Raw genomic sequence first — 16739 nt, 5'->3', positions numbered from 1 at the left:
CAGCACATACTTATTATACTTCCTTTACTATCGTTCCTGCATAAAAATCGTGTGGTAATGTTTTTCCATCATTCTTTTCAAACTTTCGGCGATTCCCTATGAATAGGAACGAATTGAATGTATCCCGATAAAATATACGTTTCATAAGTTGGCCGGCACTTAAGTCAGTTCCAGTTTCACTTTCCAGAACCAATCCCATCTTCTTATAGCCGACTGTCTGTCCACTTCTCAGCAATTGAGCACATTCTAGAGTACTCATGACAACAGAGGGAGTCACAAGAGCATGGACCGCTTCATTCTTCACCTTTTTGCGGAGAAAATATTCAGCTACACCAATTACGGCAGTCGATATTGCTAAGTCAATGAAATATGCCTTCGTCCGTTTAATAGTAATCGATTTCAATTGAAGTTCCTCCATTCCATATGGCAATCCGAATTTCGAAAAGCAATGCTATGCAGTTCCAGTTTAGCACATACGAAGTCATCCTACCTCTCTACAAACATCATATTGCAGACGAAAAAAAGGCTGCAGAACAGTCTGCAACCTTCCTAAGTGTACACAGTCACTAATTCAAGCTGAGTTCGCCGAGTCTTAGCAGTTCTATCATCGCTTGCGCTCGACCAGAAACGCCTAGCTTTTGAATCGTATTTGAAATGTGATTGCGGACAGTTTTTTCACTGATGCCGAGCTTTCCCGCAATTTCTTTCGTTGTATGATCGGCTATGAGCAAAGTAAAAATTTCCCGCTCCCTACCCGTGAGAACAGATCGGTTGTTTAACTCCTCCATCAAGACGCGCCCCTCCTATTCGGTTTCCCTTTACAGTATTCCAAATAGAGAAAGGCTGTGCCGGCTTAAATCCTAGTTTTTGCGCGGAACAAATCTTTCTCCTCTTCCGTCCACGCAACACCCGAACCTGTTTTCTTTGAAATTTGCACCATAGCACCACGTCCTGTGAAAACGACTTCGCCTTTCTCGTTCTTCGCCATATAATGAATTTCGACAGAACTCTTCCCTATCGAATCCGCCTTAACATACACATTAACCGTTTCGTCAAAAAACACTTGCTTTCTATAATCACACTGCAAATCTGCCACAACCGGAATGCGCTCCCCCGACGGATCCAGCCAATCATTCATCAACCCTAACTCCTGCAGATAGTCAATCCGCGCCTGCTCGAAATACGCAAACGTCACCGTATTATTCAAGTGACCAAACATATCTGTTTCCGAAAATCGTACCTTAATCGGCACAGAATACCGAAACCCAGCTTCCCACTCCTCAAAATCCTTTATATAACTCTGTTTCATTCTATTCTCCCCCAGTCCATAAAGTGAATGATCATTCATTCTTTCATTATATCAAACAACTCAGATAATAAGTAGCGATTCTGCTTTGAACTCTTTTTTGAAATGGAATCATCGTCTTCCACTACTAGCCGTTGATTGTAGTAGAAGACAGCGACTCCGTAGGGATCAGCACGATGGGGAGATCATGGAGGGAGCGCAGCGACTGAAGCGGCTTATCATCCGTGCCCCCTCGGAACGCGTCCGTCTGAAACCAAAATCAACACCCTACCAGAATTCATTCCAACAAAAAAACTGCCCGGGAAATCAGCTTTTGCTGACTTTCCGGACAGTCTTCATGTAGACATCAGTCTACCATATGGTCACTTCCGAAGAAGTTCTTGAACATTTGAACAGTCGTAGCACGGTTCATAGCCGCAATAGAAGTTGTCAAAGGAATCCCTTTCGGACAAGCCACTACACAGTTCTGTGAGTTACCGCACTCCGCAAGTCCGCCATCTGTCATCAAAGCTGACAAACGCTCATCCTTGTTTTGTGCACCCGTTGGATGTGTATTGAACAAACGTACTTGAGAGATCGCAAAAGGACCCATGAAATTCGTTTGGTCATTGACATTCGGGCATGCTTCAAGACATACACCGCACGTCATGCACTTGGAAAGCTCATATGCCCACTGACGCTTGCGCTCAGGCATACGCGGACCTTCTCCGAGATCATACGTACCGTCAATCGGAATCCATGCTTTGATTTTCTTAAGGGAGTCAAACATTCCCTCACGATCGACAACCAAGTCACGAACAACCGGGAACGTACGCATCGGCTCTAATTTAATCGGCTGTGTCAACTGATCGACCAGTGCAGTACAAGACTGGCGCGGGCGTCCGTTGATCACCATTGAACACGCTCCACAAACTTCTTCTAGACAGTTCATGTCCCAGTTGACCGGCGTTGTCTTTTCGCCTTTAGCGTTCACAGGGTTACGTCGGATTTCCATCAATGCAGAAATGACGTTCATATTCGCTTTATAAGGAACTTCGAACGATTCCATATACGGCGCAGATTCAGGTGTGTCTTGCCGTTGGATTTCGAATATCACTGTTTTAGCTGGAGCTGCTTGTTCTTGAACAGCTGTTTGTTGTTCACTCATTACCGTCAGTCTCCTTTCGATGCGGAATTATCGTCCTACTCATCGAGTCTCTATTTTACTTAGATGAAGAATAATCACGTTTACGAGGTGGAATCAACGAAACATCCACGTCTTCATACGTTAAGATTGGTGCAGATTCTCCGTCAAACGTTGCAATCGTCGTTTTCAAGAAGTTCTCATCATCGCGTTCCGGGAAGTCCGGCTTGTAGTGAGCCCCACGGCTTTCGTTACGGTTCAGCGCACCAAGAGTGATGACACGAGCCAAGTACAGCATGTTCTTCAACTGACGAGTGAACGTCGCACCTTGGTTCGACCACTGTTGAGTATCCGTCATGTTGATATTTTCCCAACGCTCAAGCAATTCTTGGATCTTTTTATCCGTAGCTTCCAAACGATCGTTATAACGAACAACCGTTACGTTTTCAGTCATCAGTTCGCCGAGCTCGCGGTGAATCACATACGCGTTCTCAGTTCCCTTCATGTTGAGGATCGCTTCCCACTTCACTTGCTCTTCTTTCACAGCGTCGTCAAAGATTTTAGAAGGCATATCGTCTGCAGAGTGCTCCAGACCCTTCATGTACTTAACGGCTTCCGGTCCAGCAAGCATTCCGCCATAAATCGCAGAAAGTAATGAGTTCGCACCTAGACGGTTACCGCCGTGTTGTGAGTAATCACATTCACCTGCAGCAAACAATCCAGGGATTGAAGTATGCTGATTGTAATCGACCCATAGTCCGCCCATTGAATAGTGAACTGCAGGGAAGATTTTCATCGGAACTTTACGTGGGTCATCTCCAGTGAACTTCTCGTAAATCTCGATGATTCCACCAAGCTTGATGTCAAGCTCATGCGGGTCTTTGTGAGACAAATCGAGATACACCATGTTTTCACCATTGATCCCTAGGCGCTGGTTCACACATACGTCAAAGATTTCACGTGTTGCAACGTCACGCGGTACAAGGTTACCGTAAGCTGGATATTTTTCTTCTAGGAAGTACCAAGGCTTACCGTCTTTATAAGTCCAAATCCGGCCGCCTTCACCACGTGCAGATTCACTCATAAGACGAAGTTTGTCGTCTCCAGGAATTGCAGTCGGGTGAATTTGGATGAATTCTCCGTTTGCATATTTTGCCCCTTGTTGATAAACGATGGAAGCTGCTGAACCTGTATTGATAACAGAGTTCGTCGACTTACCAAAGATGATTCCAGGACCGCCCGTTGCCATAATGACAGCGTCACCAGGGAATGCTTTGATTTCCATCGTTTTAAGGTTTTGAGCTTTGATACCTCGGCAAACGCCTTCGTCATCCAAGATAACACCGAGGAATTCCCAATGCTCAAATTTCTGAACTAGACCCGCAACTTCTTGCGCACGGACTTGCTCGTCCAAAGCGTAAAGGAGCTGCTGACCAGTTGTTGCACCTGCATACGCAGTACGGTGGTGCATGGTTCCGCCGAAACGACGGAAGTCCAATAGACCTTCCGGAGTACGGTTGAACATAACGCCCATACGGTCAAGCAAGTGGATGATCCCTGGTGCTGCTTCAGCCATCGCTTTTACAGGAGGCTGGTTCGCAAGGAAGTCTCCTCCGTAAATCGTATCATCAAAGTGAATCATAGGGGAATCCCCTTCACCCTTTGTGTTCACGGCGCCATTAATGCCGCCTTGAGCACAAACGGAGTGAGAGCGTTTTACAGGAACGAGGGAAAACAAGTCTACTCCGACGCCTTCTTCTGATGCCTTGATGGTCGCCATTAGGCCGGCAAGACCGCCACCGACGACAATCACTCTACCTTTTGACATTATTGTTTCACTCCTCAAAGTTTACATAATAACGGTTTGTTTCTTAAGCAAATGCAAATAGTGCGCGCATTCCGATTACTGATAGGATAACGAAAATCGCTAATGTTACATACGTAACAATTGTTTGTGAGCGTGGTGATTGAGCCAATCCCCAAGTAACTAGGAATGACCAAACTCCGTTCGCCAAGTGGAAAGTAGCCGCAAGAATACCGAGTGCGTAGAAGACGATCATTAATGGATTAGAGAAAATCTCTGCCATCATGTCGAAATTCACTTCCGCACCGAATAGCTTCTGGATACGTGTTTCGTAAATGTGCCATGCAATGAAGATGACAAGGAATACTCCAGTAACACGCTGCAACATGAACATCCAGTTACGGAATGTTCCATAACGTTGCACATTGTTTTTCGAAGTAAATGCCAGATACACTCCGTAAAACGCGTGGAACATGAGCGGTATGTAGATGACGAACCATTCCAGGAAATAGATGAACGGCAGATTTTCAATAAAGTGCGCCGCTGTGTTAAATGATTCTGCACCTCTTGTTGCAAAATGGTTGATGATCAAGTGTTGCGTCACGAACAACCCAATTGGAATAATTCCAAGCAATGAATGTAGGCGGCGCCAGTAAAACTCTGATTCTCTCACCAAGTGATTTACCCTCCCTTATTTATGAGCCGGATGTCTTTTTCTACCTGATAAAACGACAAGCGAATGTTTGACGGTCCGTCTCTTCATGTTACAATATAATAACATGTACATTGTACTCCTCCATATTGGGAAGGTCAAGGTGACGCGCTTGTTCATTTGGCCTTTTAGTTGCAAATCTACTGACATACCATGAGAGGTAATTTGATAGACACGAAAGGGATGCTCGCGTTTTGGCACACGAATCAACTGCAGAGCCGACACGATTCGGCTACGAACTACTGAGAGACCATGTGATCCCCGGCATTCTCGGTAAACATGAAGATGATATTTTGTATTGGGCAGGAAAAGAGATTGCCCGTAAGTTCCCTGTCTTTTCCGTCAATGAAATCCCTGAATTTTTCAAAGAAGCTGGTTGGGGCGATTTACGTTTAGCGAGTTCGGGCAAAGAAGAAGCCGATTACGAATTGTCAGAGCGAATTACTTCTCCAGCTACGAAGGATTCGTATCACTTGGAGTCCGGATTCCTCGCTGAGCAATACCAAATCGCTAACGGCTGCTTGACGGAATGTTATGGCGCGCGGGATGAGAAATCCGGTCAGATCGTCTTGCAAGTCCGTTGGGATGAAACCTATACGATTGGTAAATGAGTTTTTAAGCTGGAGTATGAGTGATTCCTCATACTCCAGTTTTTTGTAGAGATAGTTGTCATCGCCTGACCGATGGAATATTTTTCTCTTTTTCATACAATCGCTTCGCCTGGCGAAGCGCACATTATAGTACTTCGTTTTAATTGGTCAAGTGCACTTTTCACGAGCGTGGAATCCGAGTTCCAACAGAGTATGCCGCGCGTAAAGGGAGGACTATCGAAGTCGTTATGATCACTTTTCGCGGTTTATGAGCATGTTTTATGATTTATGAGCGGATTTCAGGATTTATGAGCACTTTTCAAAGTTTAAGAGCACTTTTTATGATTTATGAGCACTTCAACGTTTTTATGAGCACTTTCCACGCTTTATGATCACCTGCCCTACGCGACTCCAATATAATAGAAACAACCCCGGCCATTTCATGAAAAAGAACGGGCTAAGCCCGTTCCTTTACTCTTTCGCTTGCTCTTCAGGCTTGTTTTTCTCTGCAAAATATTCAACGACCGACTCAGCGACTGATTTAGGAAGTCCTGCTTCGATAAGCTGATCTTCTGTCGCCGCTTTAATTTTCTTAACAGATCCGAAATGCTTCAGCAATTTCTGCTTGCGCTTCGGTCCGACGCCGGGAAGACCGTCGAGCGTAGATACGAGCGAGCCGGTGTCACGACGCTGTCTGTGGAATGTGATTGCGAATCGGTGGACTTCATCTTGGATCCGCTGAAGCAGATAGAAGGCTTCACTCGAACGCTTCAATGGGATGAGCTCAGGCGGTGATCCATATAGCAATTGAGCAGTTTGGTGTTTGTCATCCTTCGCAAGTCCCGCAATCGGAATGGATAGCCCAAGTTCATCCTCCACAACTTCCCGCGCAATCCCCATCTGCCCTTTTCCGCCATCGATCACAATCAAATCCGGTAATGGCAGATTGTCTTTCAAGACTCGCGTATAGCGTCGGCGTATGACTTCACGCATTGCGCCATAGTCGTCATGCGCTGCCGCTGTTTTCGTCTTATATTTACGATAGTCTTTTCGATTCGGTTTTCCATCGACAAAGGAGACCATCGCAGAAACCGGCTCTACCCCGTGTGTATGTGAGTTATCGAACGCTTCAATCCGTAACGGAATTGAGATGTTCATAGCATCGCTTAATTCTTCACACGCTCCGATTGTCCGCTCTTCTTGCCGGTCGATCAATTGGAATTTTTGCTTCAACGAAATGGACGCATTTTTATTTGCAAGCTGAACCAAGTCTTTTTTCTTCCCGCGTTGAGGGATATAGACATTCACTTCCAACAGTTGCTTGACGAGTTCCTGATCAATTCCCGGCGGAAGCAAGATTTCACTTGGTTTGATGTGCGAGAGCTTACTATAAAACTGTCCGATGAATGTCAACAGTTCCTCTTCCGGGTCTCGGTACACAGGGAACAGAGACACGTCACGTTCGATGAGTTTACCTTGGCGCACGAAGAACACCTGTACACACATCCAACCTTTTTCAACAGCATAGCCAAAAATATCGCGATCCTTGAAATCGTGCATCGTCATCGTCTGTTTTTCCATAACGGTTTCAATACTGGAGATTTGGTCCCGATATTCAGTTGCTCGCTCAAACTCGAGGTTTTCAGCGGCATCATTCATCTTTTGGGTGAGCTCTTTTTTCATGTTCTTATATCCGCCATTCAAGAAACGTGCGATATCGTCTGTCATTTCTTTATATGTCTCTTTTGGCACATCACGGACACATGGCGCCAGACATTGACCGAGATGGTAATACAGGCAAACTCGGTCCGGCAGCGTATGGCATTTCCGGTATGGATACAAACGATCCAACAGCTTTTTTGTTTCTGTCGCTGCTGTGACGTTCGGATACGGGCCGAAATACCGTCCCTTATCTTTCTTCACGATGCGCGTGACGATCAGTTTCGGATGCCGTTCTGCTGTAAGCTTCAAATAAGGATAGGTTTTGTCATCTTTCAGCATGATGTTGTACTTCGGATCGTACTGTTTGATCAGATTCAATTCAAGGATCAGCGCTTCAATATCCGAAGACGTGATAATCGTTTCAAAGTCCTCGATTTCAGTAACAAGCCTTTGGGTTTTCGCATCATGGGAACCTGTGAAATAACTGCGGACACGATTTTTCAAAACCTTCGCTTTGCCTACATAGATTACGGTCCCTTGCCGGTCTTTCATCATATAACATCCTGGCATATCAGGTAGGATTGCGAGCTTATTTTGGATCAATTCATTCATCTGGAATCACCTGCCAAAAAAACCGGGTTCCTCTAGAAAAGGGACCCGGTTTGAAATAGTAAACTTATGCGTGTTGCTCGACCAATTTAGCGAGCTCTTCTTTCGGACGGAAGCCAACCACTTTATCAACTGTCTCGCCGTTTTTCATAACGAGCAATGTCGGGATTGACATGATGCCGAACTTGCTTGCTGTCTCTTGGTTATCGTCCACGTTTACTTTAACGATTTTTGCTTTTCCTTCGATTTCGCCATCCAATTCTTCAAGAACTGGAGCAATCATCTTACAAGGTCCGCACCATGGTGCCCAAAAATCAACAAGTACTACACCATCATTAGTTTTCTCTGTGAAATCTGCATCTGTTGCATTTAAAATAGCCATTGGGTAAGTCCTCCTTTATAGGTAACAACTATGAAGTCATTATATCATGCAGCTGATGAACAGGCGAAATATCTGCCTGGTGCTTTCCAAACGACACGTCACTTGCAAATACTAAAGAGCGGAAGTGAAGGAACCACTTCCGCTCTCTTAAGGCATCCTGATAGTCGACTACTGATTAAACAGCAGGTGAACCTTTTAGTTTCTTAACTTCTTCAATCATCATTGGAACGACTTCAAATAGATCGCCTACGATGCCGTAGTCCGCCACTTTGAAGATGTTCGCTTCAGGATCTTTGTTGATGGCAACGATCACTTTTGAGTTAGACATTCCAGCCATGTGCTGGATGGCACCCGAGATTCCGACTGCAATGTACAAATCAGGTGTTACAACTTTACCTGTTTGACCGATTTGCAAGGAGTAATCGCAGTAGTCTGCATCACACGCACCGCGTGAAGCACCTACAGCACCGCCAAGTAATTGCGCAAGCTCTTCAAGCGGTTTGAACCCGTCTTCACTCTTCACACCGCGACCGCCTGCGATGATCACTTTCGCTTCAGACAAGTCTACGCCTTCAGTAGATTTACGCACAACGTTTGCGATAACAGAACGGAGATTTGTAATATCCACTGTCAACGATGTAACGTCGCCTGAACGTCCTTCTTCTTTAGCGAGCGGTTCGATGTTATTCGGACGGATGGTGATGAATAGAAGTCCACCCTTACTTTGTACTTTTTCAAATGCCTTCCCTGAATAGATCGGGCGGATGAATTCAGCTACATCGCCTTCTCCTTCAATCTTGGTTACATCTGAAATAAGCCCTGAGCTCAGTTTGCTAGCAAGTTTCGGAGAAAGGTCTTTCCCCATTGCAGTATGACCTAATACAATTGCATCCGGCTTCTCTTGCTCATAGACCGCCATGAATGCTTGGCTGTACCCATCTGAAGTGTATTGCTTCAAGTGTGGATGTTCCACGGTAACGACGCGATCTGCACCGTATTGAACCATCTCTTGAGCCAGGTTTCCAACAGAGTCTCCGAGGAGAACTGCTGTCACAGTTCCGCCTCCAGAAATGGTTTTTGCTGCGGCAATCGTTTCAAATGAGACGTTACGCAGTTCGCCTTCACGAGCTTCGCCAAGTACTAATACATTTTTAGACATATAGAGTCCCTCCTAGAACGGTTTAGATTGCAGTTATTAAATGACTTTCGCTTCTTTGTTCAATAGATTCACCAATTCACTTACCTGATCGGAGATATCCCCTTCAAGAATACGTCCCGCTGCCTTTTCAGGCGGCATGAAGATATCGACTGTCTTCGTCTTTGCTTCGACGTCGTCTTCTTCAAGGTCCAGATCATCCAATTCCAATTCTTCAAGAGGCTTCTTTTTTGCCTTCATGATTCCTGGAAGTGATGGGTAACGTGGCTCGTTCAGTCCTTGTTGAGCTGTTACGAGAAGCGGTAATGCCGTTTCGATCGTTTCGGAATCCCCTTCTACGTCGCGGACAAGTGTTGCAGACGTTCCGTCAATCTTCAAGTCGGTAATTGTCGTAACGTAGTTAATGCCGAGAAGTTCTGCGACACGCGGTCCGACTTGGCCAGAACCACCATCTATCGCCACGTTTCCAGCGATGATCAAGTCTGCATCTTTATCTTTCAAGTATTCAGAGATGATTTTAGCTGCTGAGAATTCGTCCATCTCATCCAGATCATCTTCCGTGTTGATCAATACCGCTTTGTCAGCGCCCATTGCAAGTGCTGTACGGAGTTGCTTTTCTGCATCTTCTCCTCCGATTGAAAGGACAGTGACTTCACCGCCATGTTCGTCACGGACTTGAATCGCTTCTTCAACAGCATACTCGTCGTATGGGTTGATGATGAATTCCGCACCATCTTCTTGAATGGCACCATTTTTTACAACAATCTTTTCCTCTGTGTCAAATGTACGTTTTACTAAAGCATAAATGTTCATACTGCAGACCTCCTTGACGTATTATCGTCCATTAAATTTAGGTTCACGTTTTTCAATAAATGCTTGAATACCTTCTTTGGCGTCGTCCGAAACAAATACTTCACCAAACGAATTTGCTTCTGCCTCGACGCCCTTATGATAGGAATCGTCCTTAGTGAATTGAAGCATCGCCAACGCAGCTTTCATAGCTACAGGGCTTTTCTTTGCAATTTTGTGCGCGATCGCCAGAGTTTCCGAGAGCAACACATCTTCAGCAAAGATTCGATTCGCGAGTCCCCATTTCACAGCTTCGAGACCTGTTATCGGTTCACTGGTTAGCAGCATTTCCGCTGCTTTTGCTTTCCCTACGTAACCCGGAAGTCTTTGCGTTCCAGCGAAGCCAGGAATCAGGCCAAGCTGTAACTCTGGTAGACCGAGTTTCGCGTTTTCCGTTACAAAACGCATGTGACAAGCCATTGCAAGCTCCAGACCTCCACCTAATGCTGCGCCATGGATGGCTGCAATCACCGGTTTGTGGTAGGTTTCCACCTGTTCGAAAATACGTTGACCGTCTGCTGATAGTTTCGAGAACTCCTCTCCTGAAGTGACGGTTGTGAATTCTTTAATGTCAGCTCCAGCCGAGAAGAACTTCCCTTCTCCGTGAAGGACGATGACTCGTACTTCATCGAGGTCCTTCAGTTCTTCCAGTAAGTCGCCAACTTCTAGAATGAGCGCTCTTGAGAGCGCGTTCGCAGGGGGGCGGTTGATTGTTGCGACGGCGACCCCCTGGTCAATAGATACTTTCAAAAAATCCATGTCATCCCATCCTTTTTCAGTACGGTTTGCTATGATGATTTGTAAAATGGAAGCGCCTTCAATGATAGCATACTAGTTTCTTAAAAATAAAGATTTTCCACTTTGTTGCGACAATTCGGTTTAAAAAATTAGGACTCCACAGTGTTGATTTGCGCTTCAGGCGTACGCGAGCCTGCAGGATGTAGGTCATGCAACCGTTGCGGCACGATGCCGCGAACTTAGGTTGTTTCCATCTACATCCGTTCGGAGTCGACGCCTTCCGCTTCAATCAACGAGTCTTTTCTTCGATAGTGATAACATTTAGAATAAAAGATGACAACAAGTTACCCTTTCATACCAGAGAGTAGTAGTTTGTGTACTCTTGGCGCTAGTTCAAGCAGGTCGTATTTCTGGTCGTTCATGACCCAGGATGTGGTGGTTTCGTCGATTGTACCGAATACCATTTGTCTGGCAAGCCTGATGTCGAGATCAGGTGAGAATTCACCGCTTTCGATTCCTTCGCGCAGCAAAGCATCCAACAATGTCAAGTATTCCTTTAACACTTCGTTGATACGGAAACGGAGTTCTTTGCTGGATTGCCGCAGTTCCAATTGTGTGACGATAGCTAGGTTGCGATCGTCGTGCAGCACTTTAAAATGGTTTTCAATCATTTTAAAAAGCTTATCGGAAGCAGGTAAATCCATTTCAAGAATTTCTTTTACGTAATCAGCAAAAACCGCCATCTTCTCTTGGAATACCGAGATGAGGATATCTTCTTTGTTTTTGAAGTACAAGTAAATCGTACCATCTGCAACCCCTGCTTCTTTTGCAATCTTTGACACTTGTGCTTGGTGGTAGCCATTCTGTGCGATAATTGACACAGCAGCGTCCACTATTTTTTTATATTTCGGTTTTTCACGCTTCAGCTTCTCTCACCACCATAAAAAAGAAAATATGAATGATGGTTCATTCATATTTTCATATTAATATCTTTTCAGTTATTAGTCAAGCATTTTAGTTAGGATGTAAGTTGTTGTTGCTCCACTTTCTTTCTCTCTTCATCCACTAATGCTCTTCGTAAAATCTTTCCGACAGCCGTCTTAGGGAGCTCATCTCTAAACTCATAAATACGAGGTATTTTGAATGAAGCGATATTCTTTCTGCAATACGTATCTAATTCTTCTTCGGTTAATGAATATCCTTCTTTTAAGACAATATACGCTTTCACAGTTTCTCCGCGATATTGGTCTGGAACGCCGGCGACGACACATTCTTGGATCGCTTCGTTTTCGTACAGCACCTCTTCGATTTCCCGTGGAGAAATATTAAAACCACTCGCGATGATCATATCTTTCTTACGATCGACGACATAGAAGAACCCTTCTTCGTCCATATATCCGAGATCGCCTGTTAAAAACCAGCCTTCGCGGAAGGTTTCCTGTGTTTCTTCAGGCCTATTCCAATACCCCGTCATCACTTGAGGGCCCTTAATCGCAATCTCACCAATTTCTCCCGGCTTCATAGGTTCTGCTGAGTCGGGTGGAAGAATAGCTGCATCTGTGTTCGGCCATGGAACACCAATCGATCCGCGCTTGCGCTGCCCTTCCCACACGAAGTTCGCCATCGCGACTGGAGACGTTTCCGTTAACCCATACCCTTCGACAAGTTTACCGCCTGTCACTTTTTCAAATTTCTCTTGAACATCTACTGGGAGTGCAGCTGAACCGCTCAAGCAGGCTTTAATGGATGACAGATCATACTTCTCAATGTCCGGATGGTTGAGTAATCCGATATAGATTGTAGGAGCTCCAGGGAACAACGTCGGCTTTTGTTTATCGATTTCTTTTAACGCCGTTTTAAAATCGAATTTAGGAATCAGGACCATCTTGTTTCCGCACATGACCGAGAAGATCAGAACCGTCGTCATACCATAGACGTGGAAGAACGGCAGGATTCCCATTGCGACTTCATCGCCCTCTTTGGATTTATACAACCATGCTTTACACATTTCCGCATTTGCAATCAGATTCTTATGCGTGAGCATAACACCTTTCGGAGGACCCGTTGTTCCGCCTGTGTATTGGAGTAATGCAATATCTTTTTCAAAGTCGAATTCAAGTGGAATCGGTTCCGGCCGGGCAGACTTCATAATTTCCGTATAGAGATGATGGATACCACGGTGTTCTACTTTCACTACAATTCCATTCTCCTTCTTTTGGACAAAAGGATATAAGACGTTTTTCGGGAAAGGTAAGTAGTCTTTAATGCTCGTCACGATAATATTTTCGAGCTGAGTCTCTTTTAAAATCGAGGATACTCTAGGAAATAGTAGATCCAGCGTAATAATTGCTTTTGCGCCTGAGTCTGACATGAGATACGAGATTTCCCGCTCTTTGTAAAGTGGATTCGTTTGAACCACTATACCGCCTGCATATAAAATTCCATAATAGGCAATGGCGTTCTGTGGACAATTCGGCAGCATGATCGCTACTCGGTCCCCTTTTTCGATTCCAAGTTTCCGCAAGTAGTTGGCAAACTTAAGTGCTGATTTGTAAAACTCTTCAAACGTCGTATCCTTCCCCAAAAAGTGGATTGCATTCTTTTTAGGGAACTTTGCTGCAGAACGTGTTAAAAAGTCTTGAAGCGGAATGGGAACATAGTCAATAACCGCAGGAATTTCAGGCGGGTACTGAGAAAGCCATGGTTTGTTTGTCATGGAACAGCCTCCTTTTCACTAGTATATTCATAGAATATTCATTCTTTACTAAGTATAGCGAATAATGAATGCGTTTACAATGTAAAGAAAGGAAACAAACCCCATAACTATAATAGTTACGGGGTTTGTTTGACCATCCACCAAATACCGATGGCGATAAATAGCACGCACAAGGCGAGTAGTATTTTTGACAGCTTTTCCATTTGCATAATCGTCTCCTACCGAATGTACTCTTATGAAATGCTTGCACCAATAACAAAGGACAGACCGACTGAAATGATCATGGAGATAAATCCTACAGAACGATTATCTTTTTCAATTTCTTCGTCTACATTGAACATCGGCGTCAAAAATTCAAACAGCACATAAGCAAAAATGAGCAAAGTAAACCCGAACAATCCCCAACCGATCATTTGTGGAAGCGTGTTGTGCTGTTCGATTGAATATCTAAAAATATTCGCTACACCGAATATTTTACCACCCGTTGCAAAAGCGACAGATAAATTCCCTTTTTTTATTTCATGCCAACACCGGTATTTTGTCACAATTTCAAAAACGACCATTGAAACGATGAGACAGAGAACTACGGTGCTGAAATAACCGGCTGTTTCTACTAACGGATGACTCCAAAATTCAGTGTTTGACATAGTTCGCAGGCCCCTTTACGGTGATATCCTAACATGTACGGGTGAGCCTCGAATAGGTTTCACTTTTCACGAAAAAAATTATTTCAACTCAACGACTGTGACGCCAAGTCCACCTTCACCTGCATCTCCGAAACGGAAGTTTTTTACACGGGAATGCTTTTTAAGATACGTCTGGATTCCTTGACGAAGTGCACCTGTCCCTTTTCCGTGAATGATGGAAACTTGATGATAGTTTGACAAGAGAGCATCGTCCAAGTACTTCTCCGTTCTGCGGATTGCATCCTCGTAACGTTCTCCGCGGAGATCCAGTTCAAGTTTCACGTGCTGATCCCGGCCACGAATAGCAGTTGAGGCAACGAGTTTCTTTTCTTTTTCGGGCTTCACAAATTCAAGACCCGATTCTTCCAATTTCATTTTCAAAATACCGATTTGAACAACCCATTCAGTATCGGAGACTTTGTCAATGAGTGTTCCTTTTTGACCATAGCTCAACACTTTGACTTCATCACCCACTTGCAACGGACGTGGCGCTGCTTTTGCTTTCAGCGCTTTCTTTTTCGCTTCTTTGGGAGAAGCATTTTCAAGTCGCTTTCGTGCTTCAATAAGTTCGTGTTCTTTCACGGATGCACCGGCCGTCATGCGAAGCGCACGTAAATCTGAAATGATCGCTTCAGATTCGAGCCTTGCCTCTTCAACAATCTTCTTAGCTTTTTCTTTCGCTTTTTCAGTTAGTCGGGTTTGCATCTCTTCGTTTTCAGCCAGTTTTTCAGCAAGCTCTTTTTTCAAAGCTTCCGTTTCCAGGAGTAAATCATGCGTGCGCTCCGCATCTTTTTCAGATTGGACACGGCTGGATTCCAAGGAAGCTATCATGGAGTCGACTTCCCCTCGATCGGTTCCAGTGAACGTTTTGGCACGCTCGATCAAATGGTCTCCAAGACCAAGACGTTTCGAAATTTCAAATGCATTACTTCGACCCGGAACGCCAATTAACAAGCGGTACGTCGGACTTAATGTGTCGACATTGAACTCTACGCTCGCATTTGCGACCCCGCTTCGGTTATAACTATAAGCTTTCAGTTCCGGATAGTGTGTGGTCGCCATGACGCGCGCACCTGTTCCGTGAACTTCATCCAAAATAGAGATGGCAAGCGCTGCCCCTTCTTGCGGATCGGTCCCTGAACCGAGCTCATCGAAAATAATGAGTGAGTCGTGATCGAAGTTTTTCAGAATATCCACGATGTTGACCATGTGGGATGAAAACGTACTGAGACTCTGTTCGATGGATTGCTCATCACCAATATCAGCGAATACGGAACCGAAGACTGCAATTTCGGAACCATCCAACACTGGAATCGGCAAGCCAGCTTGAGCCATCAGGGTGCACAGTCCTACAGTTTTCAACGTTACGGTTTTCCCCCCGGTATTCGGTCCTGTAATGACAATCGTCGTAATCTCTTTTCCGAATTCAATCGTATTGGCCACAGCTTCGTCGATGGGTAAGAGGGGATGACGCGCTTTTGACAGCCGCATATAGCCATCTTGGTTCACTGTCGGTTTAGTACATTTATTTACCATACCGTATTTCGCTTTTGCTAAGATGACGTCGACTTTCACTAGTTGGTCGACTAAGATGAACAATTCATGTGCGTGTTCTTGTACAATTGCTGAAAGCTCGCGAAGAATCTTTTCGATTTCTTCTTTCTCACGGGATTTCAATGTCCGGATTTCGTTGTTTGCTTGCACGACCGCATCAGGTTCGATGTATACCGTTTGTCCTGACGAAGACGAATCGTGAATAACACCGCCATAATGACTGCGGTACTCGGATTTTACAGGGATGACAAATCGGTCATTCCGAATCGTCACGATGCTGTCGGACAACATTTTAGCCGCGTTTTTCCCACGAATGATGCTTTCCAATTTCTCCCGGACTCGACTTTCTTGAATGCGTAAACCCTGACGGACCGAACGTAATGCGCTGGAGGCACTATCCAGTACTCGTCCATTCTCATCGACTGCACTATTGATATCATGTTCAAGCCCAGTGACGATCGGCATTGCATCTTTGATGGTCAAGAAATTGGGGATCTCCACTTCCTCGTCTGCAACGACAGCTTCGATGAATTGACGGAAAATACGGCTGGCGCGAATCGTCGATGCGGTTTCCATCAATTCTTGGGCACTTAGGACACCCCCGATTTGCGCGCGCCTCGCATGAGGTCGGATGTCTGTGATGCCCCCCATTGGAACATTGCCTCGTACACGTAAAATTGCAAGTCCTTCGTCTGTTTCTTCTAAAAGACGTTTCACCGTTTCGAAGTCGGTATTCGGTCTCAATTTCTCCATTTCAGCGCGTCCAGCAGGGAACGTACACTGCTGTGCTGCTTGTGTAAGGACTTTGTCAAACTCTAACGTTCTTAATACGCGTGAATCCACCGCGGATCT

16 protein-coding genes are annotated in these 16739 nt (G+C 45.0%); 1 reads left to right on the top strand and 15 read right to left on the bottom strand.

From position 1 onward, the window contains the following. Nucleotides 1-13 precede the first annotated feature (13 nt). The 6 genes from H9659_RS06685 to H9659_RS06660 form a co-directional block, all read right to left on the bottom strand. Nucleotides 14-403: an RDD family protein gene (locus tag H9659_RS06685; protein ID WP_191689148.1), complete on the bottom strand. Its 390-nt coding sequence runs from the start codon at nucleotides 401-403 to the stop codon at nucleotides 14-16. 163 nt (nucleotides 404-566) lie between these two features. After that, entirely contained in the window at nucleotides 567-788 is a 222-nt protein-coding gene (locus H9659_RS06680; RefSeq protein WP_025783277.1) for a helix-turn-helix domain-containing protein, read from the bottom strand. A gap of 65 nt (nucleotides 789-853) precedes the next feature. Continuing rightward, nucleotides 854-1309, bottom strand: coding sequence for an acyl-CoA thioesterase (locus H9659_RS06675; RefSeq protein WP_191689147.1), 456 nt, complete (start codon nucleotides 1307-1309; stop codon nucleotides 854-856). Between the two features lie 343 nt (nucleotides 1310-1652). Beyond that, entirely contained in the window at nucleotides 1653-2453 is an 801-nt protein-coding gene (gene sdhB / locus H9659_RS06670; RefSeq protein WP_191689146.1) for a succinate dehydrogenase iron-sulfur subunit, read from the bottom strand. Between the two features lie 55 nt (nucleotides 2454-2508). After that, entirely contained in the window at nucleotides 2509-4257 is a 1749-nt protein-coding gene (sdhA, locus tag H9659_RS06665) for a succinate dehydrogenase flavoprotein subunit (RefSeq protein ID WP_191689145.1), read from the bottom strand. A gap of 43 nt (nucleotides 4258-4300) precedes the next feature. Next, nucleotides 4301-4909, bottom strand: coding sequence for a succinate dehydrogenase cytochrome b558 subunit (locus H9659_RS06660; protein WP_225217697.1), 609 nt, complete (start codon nucleotides 4907-4909; stop codon nucleotides 4301-4303). 230 nt (nucleotides 4910-5139) lie between these two features. On the opposite strand from H9659_RS06660, the gene H9659_RS06655 reads away from it, so the two are divergent. Next, nucleotides 5140-5556 carry a DUF2507 domain-containing protein gene (locus tag H9659_RS06655; protein ID WP_191689144.1) on the top strand — a complete coding sequence of 139 codons (417 nt, stop codon included), beginning with the start codon at nucleotides 5140-5142 and terminating at the stop codon, nucleotides 5554-5556. Nucleotides 5557-6006: 450 nt separating this feature from the next. Here H9659_RS06655 and uvrC read toward each other — a convergent pair whose 3' ends face one another. The 9 genes from uvrC to H9659_RS06610 all read right to left on the bottom strand — a co-directional run bounded on the left by uvrC (nucleotide 6007) and on the right by H9659_RS06610 (nucleotide 16730). Then, a complete protein-coding gene (uvrC, locus tag H9659_RS06650; RefSeq protein WP_191689143.1) occupies nucleotides 6007-7809 on the bottom strand; it encodes an excinuclease ABC subunit UvrC in 1803 nt (600 codons plus the stop codon). 64 nt (nucleotides 7810-7873) lie between these two features. Continuing rightward, nucleotides 7874-8188, bottom strand: coding sequence for a thioredoxin (trxA, locus tag H9659_RS06645; protein ID WP_191689142.1), 315 nt, complete (start codon nucleotides 8186-8188; stop codon nucleotides 7874-7876). A 175-nt stretch (nucleotides 8189-8363) separates the two neighbouring features. Next, the gene (locus H9659_RS06640; RefSeq protein WP_191689141.1) at nucleotides 8364-9347 is read right to left on the bottom strand and encodes an electron transfer flavoprotein subunit alpha/FixB family protein; all 984 of its coding nucleotides are present in this window, start codon (nucleotides 9345-9347) and stop codon (nucleotides 8364-8366) included. A 36-nt stretch (nucleotides 9348-9383) separates the two neighbouring features. Next, nucleotides 9384-10157, bottom strand: coding sequence for an electron transfer flavoprotein subunit beta/FixA family protein (locus tag H9659_RS06635; protein WP_191689140.1), 774 nt, complete (start codon nucleotides 10155-10157; stop codon nucleotides 9384-9386). Between the two features lie 21 nt (nucleotides 10158-10178). Further along, nucleotides 10179-10952, bottom strand: coding sequence for an enoyl-CoA hydratase (locus H9659_RS06630; protein ID WP_191689139.1), 774 nt, complete (start codon nucleotides 10950-10952; stop codon nucleotides 10179-10181). A 323-nt stretch (nucleotides 10953-11275) separates the two neighbouring features. Further along, nucleotides 11276-11857, bottom strand: a complete 582-nt coding sequence (locus tag H9659_RS06625; RefSeq protein WP_191689213.1) for a TetR/AcrR family transcriptional regulator — start codon at nucleotides 11855-11857, stop codon at nucleotides 11276-11278. 92 nt (nucleotides 11858-11949) lie between these two features. Beyond that, complete coding sequence (locus H9659_RS06620) at nucleotides 11950-13647, bottom strand: long-chain-fatty-acid--CoA ligase (RefSeq protein WP_191689138.1); 1698 nt, start codon at nucleotides 13645-13647, stop codon at nucleotides 11950-11952. 233 nt (nucleotides 13648-13880) lie between these two features. Further along, nucleotides 13881-14294: a DUF350 domain-containing protein gene (locus H9659_RS06615; protein ID WP_191689137.1), complete on the bottom strand. Its 414-nt coding sequence runs from the start codon at nucleotides 14292-14294 to the stop codon at nucleotides 13881-13883. A gap of 78 nt (nucleotides 14295-14372) precedes the next feature. Then, the gene (locus H9659_RS06610; RefSeq protein ID WP_191689136.1) at nucleotides 14373-16730 is read right to left on the bottom strand and encodes an endonuclease MutS2; all 2358 of its coding nucleotides are present in this window, start codon (nucleotides 16728-16730) and stop codon (nucleotides 14373-14375) included. Nucleotides 16731-16739 lie beyond the last annotated feature (9 nt).

It is taken from the genome of Sporosarcina gallistercoris (assembly GCF_014836415.1).
In the GTDB taxonomy this organism is placed as follows: domain Bacteria; phylum Bacillota; class Bacilli; order Bacillales_A; family Planococcaceae; genus Sporosarcina; species Sporosarcina gallistercoris.
The sequence above is the reverse complement of the archived record's forward strand: the minus strand, read 5'-3'. Positions and strand labels throughout refer to the sequence as shown.

Excerpts from the sequence above, each read along its gene's own strand:
- H9659_RS06620 (WP_191689138.1), bottom strand. The coding sequence starts at position 13,647 with ATGACAAACAAACCATGGCTTTCTCAGTACCCGCCTGAAATTCCTGCG.
- trxA (WP_191689142.1), bottom strand. The coding sequence starts at position 8,188 with ATGGCTATTTTAAATGCAACAGATGCAGATTTCACAGAGAAAACTAAT.
- H9659_RS06615 (WP_191689137.1), bottom strand. The coding sequence starts at position 14,294 with ATGTCAAACACTGAATTTTGGAGTCATCCGTTAGTAGAAACAGCCGGT.
- H9659_RS06635 (WP_191689140.1), bottom strand. The coding sequence starts at position 10,157 with ATGAACATTTATGCTTTAGTAAAACGTACATTTGACACAGAGGAAAAG.
- H9659_RS06675 (WP_191689147.1), bottom strand. The coding sequence starts at position 1,309 with ATGAAACAGAGTTATATAAAGGATTTTGAGGAGTGGGAAGCTGGGTTT.
- sdhB (WP_191689146.1), bottom strand. The coding sequence starts at position 2,453 with ATGAGTGAACAACAAACAGCTGTTCAAGAACAAGCAGCTCCAGCTAAA.
- uvrC (WP_191689143.1), bottom strand. The coding sequence starts at position 7,809 with ATGAATGAATTGATCCAAAATAAGCTCGCAATCCTACCTGATATGCCA.
- H9659_RS06630 (WP_191689139.1), bottom strand. The coding sequence starts at position 10,952 with ATGGATTTTTTGAAAGTATCTATTGACCAGGGGGTCGCCGTCGCAACA.
- sdhA (WP_191689145.1), bottom strand. The coding sequence starts at position 4,257 with ATGTCAAAAGGTAGAGTGATTGTCGTCGGTGGCGGTCTTGCCGGCCTA.
- H9659_RS06640 (WP_191689141.1), bottom strand. The coding sequence starts at position 9,347 with ATGTCTAAAAATGTATTAGTACTTGGCGAAGCTCGTGAAGGCGAACTG.
- H9659_RS06680 (WP_025783277.1), bottom strand. The coding sequence starts at position 788 with ATGGAGGAGTTAAACAACCGATCTGTTCTCACGGGTAGGGAGCGGGAA.